20 protein-coding genes are annotated in these 16097 nt (G+C 60.5%); 9 read left to right on the top strand and 11 right to left on the bottom strand.

Annotated elements, in window-relative coordinates; genetic code table 11:
* Positions 1 to 11: 11 nt before the first annotated feature.
* From GWE18_RS25015 to GWE18_RS25055, 9 genes are all read right to left on the bottom strand, one after another.
* Entirely contained in the window at positions 12 to 509 is a 498-nt protein-coding gene (locus GWE18_RS25015) for a FixH family protein (RefSeq protein WP_275188355.1), read from the bottom strand.
* 16 nt (positions 510 to 525) lie between these two features.
* Entirely contained in the window at positions 526 to 1989 is a 1464-nt protein-coding gene (gene ccoG, locus GWE18_RS25020; protein WP_275188356.1) for a cytochrome c oxidase accessory protein CcoG, read from the bottom strand.
* 98 nt (positions 1990 to 2087) lie between these two features.
* Positions 2088 to 2960: a cytochrome-c oxidase, cbb3-type subunit III gene (ccoP, locus tag GWE18_RS25025; protein WP_275188357.1), complete on the bottom strand. Its 873-nt coding sequence runs from the start codon at positions 2958 to 2960 to the stop codon at positions 2088 to 2090.
* Positions 2961 to 2967: 7 nt separating this feature from the next.
* On the bottom strand, positions 2968 to 3132 hold the full coding sequence (locus GWE18_RS25030) for a cbb3-type cytochrome c oxidase subunit 3 (protein WP_275188358.1): 165 nt from the start codon (positions 3130 to 3132) through the stop codon (positions 2968 to 2970).
* A gap of 12 nt (positions 3133 to 3144) precedes the next feature.
* A complete protein-coding gene (ccoO, locus tag GWE18_RS25035; protein ID WP_275188359.1) occupies positions 3145 to 3879 on the bottom strand; it encodes a cytochrome-c oxidase, cbb3-type subunit II in 735 nt (244 codons plus the stop codon).
* 11 nt (positions 3880 to 3890) lie between these two features.
* Positions 3891 to 5540, bottom strand: coding sequence for a cytochrome-c oxidase, cbb3-type subunit I (ccoN, locus tag GWE18_RS25040; protein ID WP_275188360.1), 1650 nt, complete (start codon positions 5538 to 5540; stop codon positions 3891 to 3893).
* A gap of 98 nt (positions 5541 to 5638) precedes the next feature.
* A complete protein-coding gene (locus tag GWE18_RS25045; protein WP_275188361.1) occupies positions 5639 to 6088 on the bottom strand; it encodes a hypothetical protein in 450 nt (149 codons plus the stop codon).
* 199 nt (positions 6089 to 6287) lie between these two features.
* Positions 6288 to 6446, bottom strand: coding sequence for a hypothetical protein (locus GWE18_RS25050; protein WP_275188362.1), 159 nt, complete (start codon positions 6444 to 6446; stop codon positions 6288 to 6290).
* Positions 6447 to 6540: 94 nt separating this feature from the next.
* Entirely contained in the window at positions 6541 to 7260 is a 720-nt protein-coding gene (locus tag GWE18_RS25055) for a helix-turn-helix domain-containing protein (protein WP_275188430.1), read from the bottom strand.
* A 201-nt stretch (positions 7261 to 7461) separates the two neighbouring features.
* On the opposite strand from GWE18_RS25055, the gene GWE18_RS25060 reads away from it, so the two are divergent.
* Positions 7462 to 7779: a cytochrome c gene (locus GWE18_RS25060; protein ID WP_275188363.1), complete on the top strand. Its 318-nt coding sequence runs from the start codon at positions 7462 to 7464 to the stop codon at positions 7777 to 7779.
* 278 nt (positions 7780 to 8057) lie between these two features.
* Here GWE18_RS25060 and GWE18_RS25065 read toward each other — a convergent pair whose 3' ends face one another.
* On the bottom strand, positions 8058 to 8483 hold the full coding sequence (locus GWE18_RS25065; protein ID WP_275188364.1) for a CBS domain-containing protein: 426 nt from the start codon (positions 8481 to 8483) through the stop codon (positions 8058 to 8060).
* 27 nt (positions 8484 to 8510) lie between these two features.
* Positions 8511 to 9338 (bottom strand): universal stress protein, encoded by an 828-nt coding sequence (locus tag GWE18_RS25070; protein ID WP_275188365.1) that lies wholly within the window; start codon positions 9336 to 9338, stop codon positions 8511 to 8513.
* A 274-nt stretch (positions 9339 to 9612) separates the two neighbouring features.
* On the opposite strand from GWE18_RS25070, the gene fixL reads away from it, so the two are divergent.
* The 8 genes from fixL to GWE18_RS25110 all read left to right on the top strand — a co-directional run bounded on the left by fixL (position 9613) and on the right by GWE18_RS25110 (position 15745).
* A complete protein-coding gene (gene fixL / locus GWE18_RS25075; protein WP_275188366.1) occupies positions 9613 to 11151 on the top strand; it encodes a sensor protein FixL in 1539 nt (512 codons plus the stop codon).
* Positions 11135 to 11752 carry a response regulator FixJ gene (gene fixJ / locus GWE18_RS25080; protein WP_275188367.1) on the top strand — a complete coding sequence of 206 codons (618 nt, stop codon included), beginning with the start codon at positions 11135 to 11137 and terminating at the stop codon, positions 11750 to 11752. The genes fixL and fixJ overlap by 17 nt, the downstream gene beginning before the upstream one ends.
* Before the next feature lie 43 nt (positions 11753 to 11795).
* A complete protein-coding gene (locus GWE18_RS25085; RefSeq protein WP_275188368.1) occupies positions 11796 to 12230 on the top strand; it encodes a response regulator in 435 nt (144 codons plus the stop codon).
* 116 nt (positions 12231 to 12346) lie between these two features.
* Positions 12347 to 13051 (top strand): helix-turn-helix domain-containing protein, encoded by a 705-nt coding sequence (locus GWE18_RS25090; protein WP_275188369.1) that lies wholly within the window; start codon positions 12347 to 12349, stop codon positions 13049 to 13051.
* Positions 13052 to 13086: 35 nt separating this feature from the next.
* Positions 13087 to 13350 (top strand): hypothetical protein, encoded by a 264-nt coding sequence (locus tag GWE18_RS25095; protein WP_275188370.1) that lies wholly within the window; start codon positions 13087 to 13089, stop codon positions 13348 to 13350.
* Between the two features lie 99 nt (positions 13351 to 13449).
* The gene (locus tag GWE18_RS25100) at positions 13450 to 14016 is read left to right on the top strand and encodes a LysE family translocator (RefSeq protein ID WP_275188431.1); all 567 of its coding nucleotides are present in this window, start codon (positions 13450 to 13452) and stop codon (positions 14014 to 14016) included.
* A 120-nt stretch (positions 14017 to 14136) separates the two neighbouring features.
* Positions 14137 to 14988 carry a copper chaperone PCu(A)C gene (locus tag GWE18_RS25105; protein ID WP_275188371.1) on the top strand — a complete coding sequence of 284 codons (852 nt, stop codon included), beginning with the start codon at positions 14137 to 14139 and terminating at the stop codon, positions 14986 to 14988.
* Positions 14989 to 15010: 22 nt separating this feature from the next.
* Positions 15011 to 15745: a DUF6544 family protein gene (locus tag GWE18_RS25110; RefSeq protein ID WP_275188372.1), complete on the top strand. Its 735-nt coding sequence runs from the start codon at positions 15011 to 15013 to the stop codon at positions 15743 to 15745.
* Positions 15746 to 16097: the final 352 nt, after the last annotated feature.

The raw sequence follows: 16097 nt of genomic DNA on the forward strand, positions 1-16097 counted from the left end.
ACGTAGTTTTCCTAGTTCAACAGCACGCGATTCCTGGACAGGAACAGTCGCTGCCCAGCCGCAGCACCTTCGAGCACCAGATCCCATTGACCGGGAGCGATAGCCGCGGCGCTTCCGCGATAGATTCCTATCCCCACTTCGGCGAGCGCCACCGGAAGATCAGCCCGCCGATCGGTCGGCCGCTCGAACCGGCCGTGAAACTTCAGGCCGGACATCGGCCGGCCATCCTTGTCACGCGCCTCGACCTGCAGCGTCGCGCCACCCTGCCCGCTGCGTTCGACATGCGCATCGACCTTCCAGTTGCGCGCGCTCTGGTCGCGGGCGGTCGCGATTTCCTTCTCATAGGCGAGGCTGGCGCTGTAGGCACTGTCGACCTCGGTGCCCGGCAAGGTCTGGATCGCCATGCGCATCATGACCATGTTGACCGCAATCACGACGCCAAAGAACGCCACCAACATCAGAAACACCTTGCGTCCGGTCAGAGGCTTTGGCGGTTGCGCTCTGCTCATGTGAATGCTCCAGATTTCATGGCGACACGAAATGATCGGTGGCCGCGGTGACCTCGCCCAGCCCGATATCGGTGACGCGGAAATGCACGGGAATGGATTTCGCGGGATTGTTTTCCGCTGGCGCCGTCACCAGAAGCCGCAATTCGGTGGTCGTGTCTCGCGCCAGGATAATCATCGGCCTGTCCTTCGTTACGGAATCGGCGCCGACGACATGCAGCGTCGCGTTAACCGGGCCATCGATGTCGATCGCGATGACGCGATCGAAGCCGCGCTTGTTCAGGAGGCGGACGGTGTAGGCGTTGCGGACCGATCCGTCGGCGAGCTTCACCGCGACCGGATTGCGGTCGTGCAGCACGTTGATATCGAGTAGCGATCGGGTCAGCAGGGCATAGAGCATGATCGCACCGACGGCCAGGATCATCGCGGCGTAGGTGATGGTGCGCGGCCGCACGATGCGATAGATCGGCGGCTTGCCGGCCTCGCGCCGGTGAATGTTGATGTCATTGTCGTAGCCGATCAAGCGGGTTTCCCGGCCGATCTTGGTCATGACGTTGTCGCAAGCATCGATGCAGAGGCCGCACTGGATGCAGTCGAGTTGCGATCCATCACGGATATCGATACCGGTCGGACACACGGCGACGCATTGATAGCAATCGATGCAATCGCCGACCGGTTCGCCGAGGGCGCGCAGCTCGCTGGCCTTCTTCAGCGACGTACGTGCCTCGCCGCGATCATACTTGTAGGCGACGTTAAGCGCCCATTCGTCGGTGAGTGCGGCCTGAATGCGTGGCCACGGACACATGTAGACGCAGACCTGCTCGCGCATCCAGCCTGCGAAGACGTAGGTCGTGGCCGTCAGGATGCCGATCCAGATATAGGCGATCATCGGCGCCTGGAAGGTGATGAGCTGCCACACCAGCGTCGGCGCGTCGTTGAAATAGAGCACCCAGGCGCCGCCCGTCCACCAGGCGATCATCAGCCAGATCGAATGCTTCAGCATGAGTTCGGCGAAGCGCTCGAGCTTCATCGTGCCCTTGGCGGCATCCTTGCGCATGCGCTCGCGACGGTCACCCTCGACCCACCGCTCGACGGCATAGAACAGATCGGTCCAGACCGTCTGCGGGCAGAGATAGCCGCACCAGATGCGGCCACCGACCGCATTCATCAGGAACAGCGTGAGTGCCGCGACAATCAGCAGGCCGGTGAAGTAATAGACTTCCTGCGGCCACAGCTCGATGAAGAAGAAATAGAAGCGGCTGTTCGGCAGATCGACCAGCACCGCTTGGTCCGGTGCGCCCAATCCGCGGTTCCAGCGCACGAACGGCAGCAGATAATAGACGCCGAGGCAGAATGCCATCAGGCCCCATTTGGTGCGACGGAAGGTCCCGGAAACGCTCTGCGGGTAGACCTTCTTCTGGGACACATAAAGCGGCCCATCGTCGTCAAACTGCAGTTCGGTCGGATTCACGGGCTTGTTCATCGCTGGGGTTGATCTCGCTTCAGGAGTTCACTGTAGACCCCGCTCCGAGAACGCGTTTGATGCAGCTCAAACAGGACCGCGACTTGCCCGCCCGGCAGCTATTTGCCTCCGCCGAGCGAGTGAACGTAAACCGTCAGAGCCTTGATCGTGGAAGGATCGAGGCGACCAACCCAGGCGGGCATGACGCCAGCGCGGCCGTTGCTGATCGTCTCGACCAGCGTCACCTCATCTGAGCCGTAGAGCCAGATCTTGTCGGTGAGATCAGGCGCGCCGAGCTCCTGATTCCCCTTACCATTGTCGCCATGGCACGAGGTGCAGTTGTCCGCGAAGATCTTCGCGCCGGCAGATGCGTCGTACCCGGGGCTCGTCGGCAGGCCCGACAGGGAGCGGACGTAATTGGCGACGGTCACAATCTGATCTTTCTTGAGGACTCCTTCCTTGCCGAAGGCCAGCATGGCGCTCTCGTGGGCCTTCGGATGACCCGAGCGGGCGCCAAACTGGATCGTCTGCATGATCTGATCGAGGCTGCCGCCCCACAGCCATTCGTCGTCGTTGAGATTGGGATAACCTTTGGCGCCGGCGCCGCCGGTGCCGTGGCATGGTGCGCAGTTGTCGCCAAACACCGTCTTGCCGCTGGCGCGGGCCAGCGCGAGCAAGGCTGGATCCTTTGCGATCTCTGCCAGCGGCGCCGCACCGAGCGCTACCATCTTGTCGCCGCGAACCTTTTGCAAGTTGGCGAGTTCGGTGGCGACCTCCGCACGGGTCGAGTAATTCCAAATCCCGGTCGTATGGCTCCACAGCAATGGCCACGCCGGATACACAATCCAGTAGCCGATCGCCCAGAGAATGGTCGCGTAGAAGGTGATCACCCACCAGCGCGGCAGCGGCGTGTTGAGCTCCTTGATGCTATCCCACTCGTGACCCGTGGTCGACCTACCGGAAACGCGATCGATATCGCTGTGTTCAGTCATGATCGCGTCACTCCTCGCGCAAAGGCATTTTTGCCGCTTCATCGAAGGCAGCTTTGTTGCGCGGCCAAAGGGCGTAGGTCACGATGGCGATAAAGATTCCGACGAAGACCGGCGTCCAGAACGACGTGACGAAGTCCGATGCGATATTGTGGACAGTGAGAATTGCTTTCATCGTTCTGCCTTCTCAGCGAAGATTTGCTTTTTCGTTGTAAAGTTTGAAGTCGACCAGCGTCCCGAGCATCTGCAGATACGCGACAAGCGCATCCATTTCCGTCGGTGCCCCCGGCTTGCCGTCAAAGTTGCGCGCAGAAGCCTTCGGATAACGTTTGGTGAACGCATCCACGCCGGCATTCTCGGGATCGGCCTGTGCCTTGAGATCGGCGACGGCGTTGGCAACCTGTTCGTCCGTATAGGGTACACCGACGCTGCGGTTGGTCCGCAGATGGGCCGCGAGGCCTGCCTCATCGACTTCGGTCCGCGACAGGAAGGCATAACCGGGCATGACCGATTGCGGCACGATCGCGCGTGGATTGGCCAGATGCGTCACATGCCATTCATCGGAGTATTTGCCGCCGACGCGGGCGAGATCGGGACCGGTACGTTTGGATCCCCACTGGAATGGATGGTCGTACATGCTCTCGGCCGCGAGCGAGTAATGGCCGTACCGCTCGACTTCGTCCCGCAGCGGCCGGACCATCTGCGAGTGGCAGAGATAGCAGCCCTCGCGAACGTAGACGTTGCGGCCGGCGAGCTCGAGCGGCGTGTACGGCCTGACGCCGTCGACCTTCTCGATCGTGCTCTTGAGATAGAACAGCGGGGTGATCTCGACGAGACCGCCGATGGCGATCACGACGAGAATTCCCGCGACCAGGACGATCGAGTTCTTTTCGACAATTTGGTGCCGTGTCCAGAAAGACATTTAAGCGTTCCTCATTCCGCCGGCTGAAGAGCGACGGGCGACTGCACTTCCGCCTCGCCCAAGCGCACCGTCATCCAGAGATTGTAGGCCATGATCAGCGACCCAATCAGGAACAGCGCTCCGCCCGCGGCGCGGATGATGTAGAAGGGATGCATGGCCTCCACGGTTTCGATGAAGGAATATTCGAGGAAGCCGAGCGAGGTGTAGGCGCGCCACATCAGGCCCTGCAGGATTCCCGACACCCACATCGCCGAGATGTAGAGCACGATCCCGATGGTCGCGATCCAGAAGTGCCAGTTGACCAGCTTCAGGCTGTAAAGACCCTTGCGATCCCACAACCAGGGGACCAGGCAGTACAGCGCGCCGAACGAAACGAAACCGACCCAGCCCAAAGCACCTGCATGAACGTGGCCGATCGTCCAGTCGGTGTAGTGGCTGAGTGAGTTCACCACCTTGATCGACATCAGCGGGCCTTCGAACGTGGCCATGCCGTAGAAGGCGACCGACACAACGAGCATCCGGAGCACCGGATCGGTGCGTAGCTTGTCCCAAGCACCGGACAGCGTCATCAATCCGTTGATCATGCCGCCCCAGGAAGGCATCCACAGCATGATGGAAAACGTCATGCCGAGTGTCTGCGCCCAATCCGGCAGCGCGGTGTAGTGGAGATGATGCGGACCGGCCCAGATGTAGAGAAAGATAATCGCCCAGAAATGGATGATCGACAGCCGGTACGAATAGACGGGTCGCTCCGCACGCTTGGGAATGAAGTAGTACATGATGGCGAGGAAGCCGGCGGTCAGGAAGAAGCCGACCGCGTTATGCCCGTACCACCACTGGAACATGGCGTCCTGGACGCCGCCCCATGCGATGTAGGACTTCGAGCCGAACACCGACACGGGTAGTGCCGGATTGTTGCCGAGATGAAGCACGGCGATAGTGACGATGAAGGCCAGATAGAACCAGTTGGCGACGAAGATATGCGGCTCTTTGCGCTTGATAATGGTCACCAGGAAAACCAGCAGATAGACCACCCAGACGATGGTCAACCACAGATCCGCGTACCACTCCGGCTCGGCATATTCCTTGGATTGAGTCACGCCGAGCAGATAGCCGGTGCCCGCGATCAGGATAAAGACATTGTAACCGATGACAACGAACCAGGGCGCGAGATCGCCGGCCAGGCGAGTGCGGCATGTCTTCTGTACGACGTAGAACGAGGTCGCGATCAGCACGTTGCCGCCGAAGGCAAAGATCACCGCTGACGTATGCAGCGGTCGCAGCCGGCCAAAGCTGGTCCATTGCAGGTCGAAATTCAGCGCGGGCCAGGCAAGCTGCGCGGCGATCAACAGTCCGACCGCAAATCCGGCGATGCCCCAGAATACCGACATCGCCGCCGAGAATTTGATCGGGCCCATATTGTAATTGGGCCGACCGTTGATTTCCCGCGCTGGTAGGGATGCTGGGCGGTCGAAATACCGATTCACAATCGCAAAGACCGCCCACAGGCTGGCAGCGGAGGCCAGCGACGCATGGAAGGCAAAGGCCGTATCCAACGCCTTGGCCGCCGCGAACAGGCACAGCAGCGCGGATATTGAGAAGACCAGCATCAGACCGGCTTCGCCGTGTGTCATCGATTTCGAGGTATTTGATTCGCTCATGCTCGGCTTCTTTTCTGGAGGTGCCACTGCCATGGATCACGGTTTGACCTTGGTCCGCTTGATCGAGGTCAAAGTCGAGGACCCGACGAGAGGCGTTTTCAACAGCAAGACGGGCCAATCGGCGCCAACTCTTGTCCGCTGGTCTCCAAGTTCTCGTGCTTGAGCGCTTGCAGAGTATGCGTGTTCGGGCAGTAATCGTCCCGGCTTGCCTGCGAGGCGCCCTGCTTGAACTCGTTGGCGCACCTTCTTGTCGACGTGCAGTTTCCGCAAACCCGCTGCAGATCCCGAAGCACTTCAGGATGGCGGTCTCTCAACCCAGTCGCCGAGAGGCCACACTCCTCGAGGCGCTGGTTCAAAAGGTCGGCCGAGGAGTCATCCTTTCTCGACAGCGCATGAAGCTCGGATACCGAAAGATTCAGATCCCTCGCGATCTGCTCGAATTCCTTGTCATCAAGACAAGGTTCGCTGGTGCCAACGAATTTGGATGCGATGGCTTTTACCCACCTGATCATCCGCGGTGCTCTCTCCACGCTTTTAGAAACGGTCATTGGAATACCTCGCTATTTGGGCATCCCATCAAAGCGAATACCGATCATCTCGGCGTTGACCTGGATCAAAAATGGGAGCGTTCGATACACAGCCTTGCTGAATCGCGCCGGCGGTCGGATGGGACGTAGAGCGCGGTACCTGCAATCGGTCGTAACGGCGGATGACACCGTTCACACAGCACCTTCTTCGTGTAGATGATCACGCCGGGGAAATGGCCGGTCTCAGAACGCCCGGCGCCTGGCGCTGGACTGCTGGGCCCTTGGGACGAGTCTGCATGTCACCCCAGAACAGCACCGCGCCAAATACCACGAACATCGCGACGACGCAGACGACAACAATCAACGAATCGACTGGCATTGGTGCTGACCTCCTGTGAGGGAGGAAGCATGCCCGCGCGCCTTCATTCGGGCTTTGATTTGAGTCAATTTTGATCGCGGTAGCGCCGGAATTTTCAAGCTGCGGCCATCGCCGTGGCCCGGGTTGCGTCCAGCAGACGGACGCCGCCGGCGACGATGACGAGCATCTTTTCGCGCTCGAACCGCGTCAGCGTTCGGCTGACGGTTTCAATCGTCAGCCCCAGATGATCCGCGATATCCTGGCGGCTCATGGGCAGCGCGATGGTCTGCCGTTCGTCGCCGATATGGGCCAGACGTTCCCGCCAGCCGACGAGAAAGGACGCGATTTTCTCCTCCGCGGTGCGCCGACCCAATAGCAGCATCTGCTCTTGAGCCAGCATGAGTTCACGGGCCGCGAACTCGTTGATTCGGAGCAGAAAGTGTGGCCGCTGCGCGATGAAGTGCGTGAACGCTTCCCTGGAGAGGCGGCACACCGACACGGAACCAATCGCATCCGCCGAATAGCCGTAGCGATCGGACGGCGCTGTGCCGAGAAAATCGCCCGGCAGCGCAAAGCCGATGATCTGACGCCGTCCGTCCGGCAACAATTTATACAGGCGCGCGATGCCCGCAGTGAGATTGTGGACAGAATGAGCGATCTGCCCTGCGGTGAAGAGCGCCTCGTTAGAGGTGACGTGAATGTGGCGAGCGATCCGCTCGAACTCCGCGAGATCGGCCTGATCGAGCGCGCCGCAGATGCTCAGCGACCGAACGTTACAGGCCGAGCAGCGGCCGAAATTTGCGCGGTTTGGATTCGGAGAGATGGTTCGTATCATTGCCACTGCCCGTTCGAGCGCCAGATCGACCGCCATATCTCCCGGTCATGGCAGGCTGCTCAAAGGCCATCGGAGATATAATTCATTCTAGCGGATCCAGCACCAGCTGATTGATCCAGATCAAATTCGCCGCCGATTAAATCTTCCATTGTGAGATTCCGGGTTGGGAGAAACGGCGGCTTCCATGGAGTTTATGCTGCAATGATTGGACGTATTTTGGTGCCGCTGGCGCTTACGCTCATCACCTTGACGCCGGTAGCGGCGGCTTCGCCTCAAGAGCAGCGCGGCAAAACCTTCGCGCTGAACAATTGCGCGAAGTGTCATTCGGTCGACAAGGTTTCGCCGAGCCCGCTCAAGATCGCGCCGCCGTTACGGACGCTGCACAAGCGGTACCCGATTGAGACCCTTGCAGAGGCCTTGGCTGAGGGCATCTCGACCGGCCATCCGACCATGCCGGCGTTCCAGCTCGAGCCCGATCAGATTGGCGACCTGCTGGCCTATCTGAAGACCCTCGAATAAACGAACCTGAGCCAAGCAGGCGTGGGCTCGTCATCGCCGTCAGCACTTTCAGCTGCGTCCACAACTGCAATCCTGACAGACAAATCCAGCCACTTACGATGAATCAAACACGCATCCCGACGGGGACGTTAGATTGCGTATCGAAAAGGAGAGCTTCTTGGCATAAGGATGCTCTGCTGACTCGATGATCATCTGCATCAGGTCCAGCCGCCCCCTGCCCTTGAGATCGAATCTTAAATGGCAAAGGCCAGTTAGCTGCAGCCGCGATTGATGGCAGCCTACCCGCGCGCACAGCTGGCCAGCGCACGCATGATGTCTGCGCGTGCGATGATTCCCACCAGCCGCTGTTCGGCATCCAACACCGGGATGCTCTTCATCCGGTGGTCCACCATCAGCTGCAATACCCGGGCCAGCTTCGTTTCCGGGTCTACATAGATGAATTCTGGCGTCATGACGTCGGCGACCATTCGGGACAACAAGTCGTCGTAGGCTGGAACCATGCGCCCGGGGTTGAACGCAAAGCACTTCAGAAAGTCGAATTGGCTTACGATTCCGACGACGTCGTCGCCATCGCGGACCGGGTAACAGTTGAAATTGTCGGCGTCGAACATTCGCTGCAGTTCGCGCATGGTGGTCTCGCGCGCGACCGTCTTGACTATGCGCGTCATGTATTGCCCGGCGGAGGCTTCGAGAAATCTATGCATGGCGGCTCCTCGTCATCGTCAAGTTTCTTAACGAGACAGAAACGCGCAACGGCGCGGTTCAGTTGCAAGGTGGTGCGTCACGCCACTGAGCACCCATTCGCGGAAGCGCGAGTGGCCATAGGCGCCGGCAATGACGGCTCCGGCGCCGACATTGGCAGCGATATTCTCGAGTTGTTCGTTGACACCGCCGGCCCGTTCGGGAACGGTTGTGTGGGCCGCGATCCCATGGCTGCGCAGCCACGCTGCAACGTCAGCAACCCGCGACACCGCATCGGCGCGATGGGTGTCCGGTTCGGGAATTTCCGCAATCGTGACCTCTTTTGCTGCGGCCAGGATCGGCAGCGCGTCGAAAACGGCCCGGCGCGCTTCACGCACGTCCTTCCAGGCGACCAGCACGCTTCTCAGATCCAGCCACTGCACGGCGGGCGGCACGACTATGAGCGGACGGCCGGCCCGCATCACCAAATCGCTCGGATCCGGAGCCGCGCTGGGATCGACCATGGTTTCCGCTCGCGCGCCGACCACGATGATATCGGCGGCTCTCGCCTGCTGCAGCATGTACGGCACCGGCAGCGCGCGGGCGGAACGCCACTCCACCGACGCCACCCGCTTCTCGACGGCAGCGCGAAACTCCGCCTCGAGCTCCGATAATCGTTTTTGGATTGCCGTTGCCTCCTCGTCGAGCGGCTTTTGCGCAAAGTCGCCTTCGGCGAAATACATCGGTGGCCTGAGGTCCGATGCGGCCACGCCGACAACGCGCGCCCCGAATCGTTCGGCGATATCTCCGGCCACCCTGAGGCAGGCATCGTTGGGGCGGTCCAACGCCAGACCGACCATGACAGTTTTGTAGTCCATTACCTGCTCCACGCCTTGGGGCGGAATGCTGTATGAGCTTCCTGCCACGAAGCTGCATCCTAAAGGCCGGCTGCGGATCGAAACTGACCTAGATCAAGAACCTTCGGGTCTAACAGACGCTTTACCGGCGACGCGCTCGACCCTGCGCAATCCGCGCAAATATCCTTTCTATTTCAATGAGATAGATGCTAGTAATAATTTCGTCGCGCTTACTTTTCACCGGCTCGATTGGATGCGATATCTGGCGCGCAAAGAAGCCTCTCGAAAGCGAAGCATGATCGACGTCGACCGACCGTTTCGGAATCAGGACCCACTTGACGAGAACGTGCGCAGCGGTGCCGAGGGATCGGGCGTCGGCACCTGGGGTCTGGATTTTTCAACCCGGAGGCTGGACTGGTCCAGCACCACCCGAAAGCTGTTCGGCGTCGCGCCGGATACGGCTGTCGATTACGAGCTTTTCCTTTCCCTTCTGGACTCGCAGGAGCGTGACCACACGACCAAGGCCGTGCAGCAGTCGATCGACACCGGCTGCAATTTCGACGTTCAGTACCGGTTGCCCCAGTCGGATGACGGTCGCTGGGTGCGTGCGCTCGGCGCTGTCGTCAATGGTCCCGATGGCGGCCCTGCGCGGCTCAGCGGCGTCATGATCGATATCGACCGTGAGAAACGCCTCGAGGACGCAGTTAGGACTCGCGAGAGTCACTTTCGCTCGATCCTCGATACGATCCCGGATGCGATGATCGTGATCAATGAGCATGGCATCATGCAGTTCTTCTCCAGCGCTGCCGAGCGTCAATTTGGCTACACCGAATCTGAGGCGATCGGAAGAAACATCAGCGAGTTGATGCCGGAGCCGGATCGCGGCCGTCATGACGGATACATCGCCCGATACCTGAAGACAGGTGAACGACGCATCATCGGCATTGGCCGCATCGTGACCGGCATGCGCAAGGACGGCACCACGTTTCCGATGCATCTCACTATCGGCGAGATGCAGTCGGGCGGGAAGCCCTACTTTACGGGCTTTGTCCGCGACCTTACGGAGCAGCAGCAGACCCAGGCACGGTTGCAGGAACTACAATCCGAACTGGTCCACGTCTCACGCCTCAGCGCGATGGGCGAGATGGCTTCCGCCCTCGCCCACGAGCTCAATCAGCCTTTGTCGGCGATCAGCAATTACATGAAAGGATCGCGCCGCCTGCTGGCCGGCAGCACCGACGCCAACGCGCCAAAGATCGAGGCTGCTCTCGATCGTGCCGCGGAGCAGGCGATCCGCGCCGGCGATATCATCCGGCGATTGCGCAACTTCGTCGGGCGCGACGCGTCCGAGAAGCGCGTCGAGAGTCTTTCGAAGATGGTCGAAGAGGCCGGCGCGCTCGGACTCACCGGCGCCCGCGAACAGGGCGTGTTTCTCCGCTTCAACCTGGATCCGTCGTGCGATTTGGTGCTTGCCGACAGGGTCCAGATTCAGCAGGTCCTGGTCAACCTGTTCCGAAATGCGCTGGAAGCGATGGCCCCTTCGACGCACCGCGAGCTGATTGCCTCAAACACCAGGGCCGCAGATGATATGATTGAAATAGCCGTTTCGGACACCGGAGCTGGATTCGCTGGCGATGCCCTTGCGAACCTGTTTCAACCGTTTTTCACCACGAAGGAAACCGGCATGGGCGTCGGGCTTTCGATCAGCCGCACGATCATCGAAACCCATGGTGGCCGGATGTGGGCTGAGACAAACAAGTCAGGGGGTGCGACGTTCCGCTTCACCCTGCCCGCCTCACCCACCAAGGATCTGATCGATGCCGCAGAGCGCTAAAGTCTATGTCATCGACGACGACCCGGCGATGCGCGACTCGCTGGATTTCCTGCTGGGATCTGCCGGCTTCAACGTGCGTCTCTTTGATTCCGCCCAGGTTTTTCTGGACGAGCTCGCAAGCCTGGACGCCGGCTGTGTGGTCACGGACGTGCGCATGCCAGGGATTGATGGCATTGAGCTGCTGCGTCAGCTGAATTCGGGGGAGCGAAAGCTTCCCGTGATCGTCATGACCGGTCATGGCGACGTGCCGCTGGCCGTCGAAGCAATGAAACTCGGGGCGCTCGATTTTCTCGAAAAGCCATTCGAGGACGACCGACTGATCGGAATGATCGAGACCGCCCTCGCGGAAAACGAAAGCGGCTCGAAAAGTGAGGCGCTGTCCGCCGATCTGGCTGCGCGGGTAGCCAGCCTCACCCAACGCGAACGCCAGGTGATGCAGGGGCTGGTAACGGGGCAATCGAACAAGACGATCGCCAGGGAATACGATATCAGCCCTCGCACGGTGGAAGTCTATCGGGCGAACGTCATGACCAAGATGCAGGCCGGTAACCTTTCTGAACTGGTCCGGTTCGCGATCCGGGCTGGATTCATCGAAGATTGAGCCAAGTCAATTCGGAGATGACGGAGCCGGCTATCTTGCCGGAATGACCAACAGCCGCGACAGCTCTAACGGGACCGGGACCGGCCCTGCTCCCAGGAAATCGATGGTTTACGTCGTTGATGATGATTACGACGTTCGGGCATCGTTGCGATTTCTCCTGGAGACAGAGGGTTTCGATGTCCGCACCTTCCGCAGCGGCACCGCCCTGCTTGGCTCGTCAACGCGGCACCGGGCGGATTGCCTTGTCGTGGACTACAAAATGTCGGAGATCGACGGCCTGGAGCTGGCCCACCGGCTGCGGGGCCTCGACGTGCGTACGCCGATCGTCCTGATCACGGGATATCCGGACGAAAACATTTCGGCCAAGGCGGGCTCGGCCGGGGTTCGGCAGGTACTTTTGAAGCCGAACCTGGGAATGAATCTGGTCGATTGCGTCCGAAACGCGATCAATAACCGCCCGGCGGCAAGTCACGCTTAGAGCACGGGCCGCCTCCGTAAAACCCCGTAAGGGAATGCCCTTAGGATATCGACCGAAATATCGGGCCGCAAAAAACACCACTACACCAAGCCATCCCGCATCGAGGAGATGGCAAAATGCTCACCCAGACGATCACCACCCCCGCAGTCCCGGCAACCAAGGTTTTCACCGCCCCGCGCACCCCGGCTGCCCCGGCCATCGACCAGTTCGGCGTGATCGCCAGCTGTGCAGGCGTAATCGCCACCGAATTTTCCTACCGGAAAGACGAGGAAGTTTACGGCGAAGGCGAGCCTTCCGAATATGTCTATCAGGTGATCCGCGGTGCGGTTCGTACCTACAAGCTTCTAAACGACGGACGGCGCCAGATCGGCGCGTTTCATCTGCCCGGTGATGTGTTCGGTCTCGATGCCGGTTCGACGCATCGCCTGACCGCCGAAGCCATCGCAGATACCACCGTACGCCTAGTGAAGCGTCGCAGTCTCGAAGCCGCCGCGGGATCGAATGTTCAGGTTGCCCATAGTCTCTGGACCATGACCGCACGCGATCTCCGGCACGCCGAAGATCATATGCTGCTTCTCGGTCGCAAGACTGCAATAGAAAAGGTTGCCACTTTCCTGCTGGAAATGGATCGGCGGCTCGCCAAGGCCGGCATGATGGCGCTGCCGATGTGCCGCCGCGATATCGGCGATTATCTCGGTCTGACGCTCGAAACCGTGTCGCGGACACTTTCACAGCTCAGCGGCCAGGGCATCCTGGTGTTTTCGAGCGCCCGTCAAATCGTGCTGCGCAATCGCCAGCGGCTGGCCGATATGGACGCCTGAGAGCGCGACACCGTGCGGAAGGACCGGAGGACAAGATGGACAGTTACCGCGTCTCCTTCTACAAGCATCTTCTGAATTCGGACGGCCATAGTTTCAAGTGCCTCCAGCGCTCGGTCGACGTCCAATCCGACGGCCCGTCCCAAGCGCTGGTGCAGGCGGAACGGCTCGTCGACAACGAGCGCCTGAACGCCGACTGCGTCGAGGTGATGCATCTGGCGGGCAGCCAACCTGAATTCGGACGTCCATCGAGCCATTCGCCCGCGCCCATCAACCACACCCGGAACCGCGTCGCACCATGAACTGACCGCGTCATGGATCGAATCCTGGAGCTTGCGGCGGGCGGCGCGTCGCTAAATTCGCCGCTTCCTGCATTCGTTCTGACGTCGCTCATCATCGAAATGACGCCAGGACCGAACATGGCGTATCTGGCTGTGCTCGGCGCCAGTCATGGCCGCCTTGCCGGGTTCTCCGCCGTGCTTGGCGTCGCCCTTGGACTGGCGATTCTGGGCATCGCGGTCGGGCTCGGCGGCGGATCGCTGCTGCTGAACAGTCGCGTTTTCTACGAAAGTCTTCGCTGGGCCGGCGCGCTATACCTGTGCTGGCTCGCGCTTGATAGTTGGAGGGAAGCCAGGCAACCGATCGAGGCCGTACCGCACAACCAATCATCTCACTTCACCCATTTCCGTCGTGGGTTGGTCACCAATCTTCTGAACCCGAAGGCGGCACTTTTCTTCATTGCCGTGCTCCCCGAATTCATCCAAGGTCCGCCTTCGGCACACGAACTGGCGATTCTGGTTTCCATCTATGTCGGCGTCGCCACACTCGTGCATAGCCTGATCGTGGTGCTGGCCGGCGGGCTGCAGGCGTTCTTCGCAGCACCGCGACGGCGTGAAATGGCGGGTAATTTTTTTGCCGTCCTGCTTCTCGCTATTGCCGTCTGGCTGTTCGTGAGCGGCCGCCGCTGACGCGCCCCGACACCTCTCTCGAAACTTCACCGTGATTCTTGCGCTTGCTCAAAGCTGAAACCGCGACCTCGATCCATTCTGACGCATAACGCGCGAGACCTGCGCACCGGAGAAAGTATCATGAGATATGCAACGATCGGATTGGCTTGTGGCCTCGCCTGCTGGATTTTGCTTACAGCGGCCGCGCATGCCGAAGTCACCGTGGGCAATCTCGTCATCACGAAAGCCTGGAGCCGTGCCACACCGGGAGGTGCGCAAGTTGCGGGCGGATATCTCAGCATCGAGAACAAGGGATCGTTGCCCGATCGCCTGTTGTCCGCCTCGACCAATGCCGCGAGAAAAGTCGAAATTCACGAAATGGCCCTCGACAAGGGCATCATGACCATGCGCCCGATCGACGGTGGGCTGTTCATCGACGCCGGCAAAACCGTGAAGTTCGAGCCTGGCGGTCGGCATCTGATGTTGATCGGTCTAGCAGCGCCGCTTACGGAAGGCGAGCAGGTCGCAGTATCGCTGGCGTTCGAGCAGGCCGGCCACGTGAGCGTACCGTTTGCGGTCCAAGGCATCGGCGGTCGCGCGCCGGATCCCCTGACCAGGGTCGAGGCGGCGCTGAAGCGCTCACCCGCCGTAGCCGCCGATGATCCTGACGAGCCCTTCTTCGCGCATTTCTGTAACAGCAAGGCAATGGCCAACATCACGGTATCTCCGGGCCGAGCCGGTCCGGTCGAGATCACCATCCAGCTGGAAGATGACGACGAGCGACCGCTCACCACGGCTCTGGGCGTATCGGTGACGCTCGCCAATCCGGACAAGGGCATCGCACCGGTGACGGCGATCGCCGAACATGTCGGCGATGACAAGTGGATGGTGCAGATGGACGCGCTGCAATCCGGGCGCTGGTCGCTCGATCTCGGCATCAGGCTGTCGGCTACCGATGCAGTGAATATCGAGGCTCCGATCCTGATCCGGTGAACCAAGGCTGGCGGACCCACCCATGGACACCTTGGCAACACGTCCGAGTTGGGTGCCGCAGCCCGTGCTCGATCTCGCGAACCGTCTGGGCGCGCGCACGGACGGCGCCGCGGTCAGGCTGACGCAGCATGGCACGATGCGCAGCGGGCCCGGGGCTCGCCGCATGAAGTTTTCAGCAGAGCAAACCATTCAATTGAGACGACCGGGCTTCGAATGGCGCGCATCGACCGGTCCCGCCGGCTGCATTACCGTGATTGACGCTTTGCAACGGGGTAGTACGACGTCGGAGGTCCGGCTTCTCGGGTGCGTTCGGCTGGCCGGCACGAAGCTGGATGATGCCGCTGCGCTCCTCAAAGGACAACTCTTGCGCTACCTCGCCGAACTCGCTTGGGCTCCGGACGCCATACTGCAGAACGCGTTGCTGCAATGGAGCGCCAATGGCAATTCGCTACACGTCGCCGTGCAGCACCGCGATGTCAGGTGCGTACTGGGTATCACGCTCGATGAGGAAGGCCGGATTGGCTCGGTGTTTACCCCCAACCGACCCCGCAAGGAAGATGGCGGCTTCGTCGAGCGGCCATGGCTGGGTAACTTTTCAGACTACAGGAACCATCGGGGGCGCTGGCTTCCATTCAAGGGCGAGGTCGGCTGGGTTCTGGACGGAGGTCTGGTCAACGTGTGGCAGGGGGAAATAACGAGCTGGGAGACGGACGAGATCCCGGCTTTTGAACCGGCACACCGACGAGAACGCCACTGAACATGCCGAGGCAAATCCGAGGAACGCTGCGGCGCAAGCGATGCCGGCACGCGCGATGGAGATGAGTTTGTCTCCACTTTGGATCGGATCTGGCCGTTCCAAGCATTATAGCCAAGCAGGCCTGAGCTTCTTTGCCTTGGCGCGATGACGACGGCCATCGCGGCATCGATGCGGAAGCTCAGCAAAGGAGGCAACACGATGCGCTTGTTTGAGCGGCCAAAACTTTCGGATTCATGTCGATCGACACCCGGAACGATTCGGAAAATGCCCCGCGACTCGCGCCGACGCACCCCTTGAACTGGCACGTGCTGCGACCATTGCTCGAGCAATGCGGAGCTCCCCACCGCACGCT

The sequence above is a fragment of the Bradyrhizobium sp. CSA112 genome (assembly GCF_029051645.1).
GTDB lineage: Bacteria > Pseudomonadota > Alphaproteobacteria > Rhizobiales > Xanthobacteraceae > Bradyrhizobium.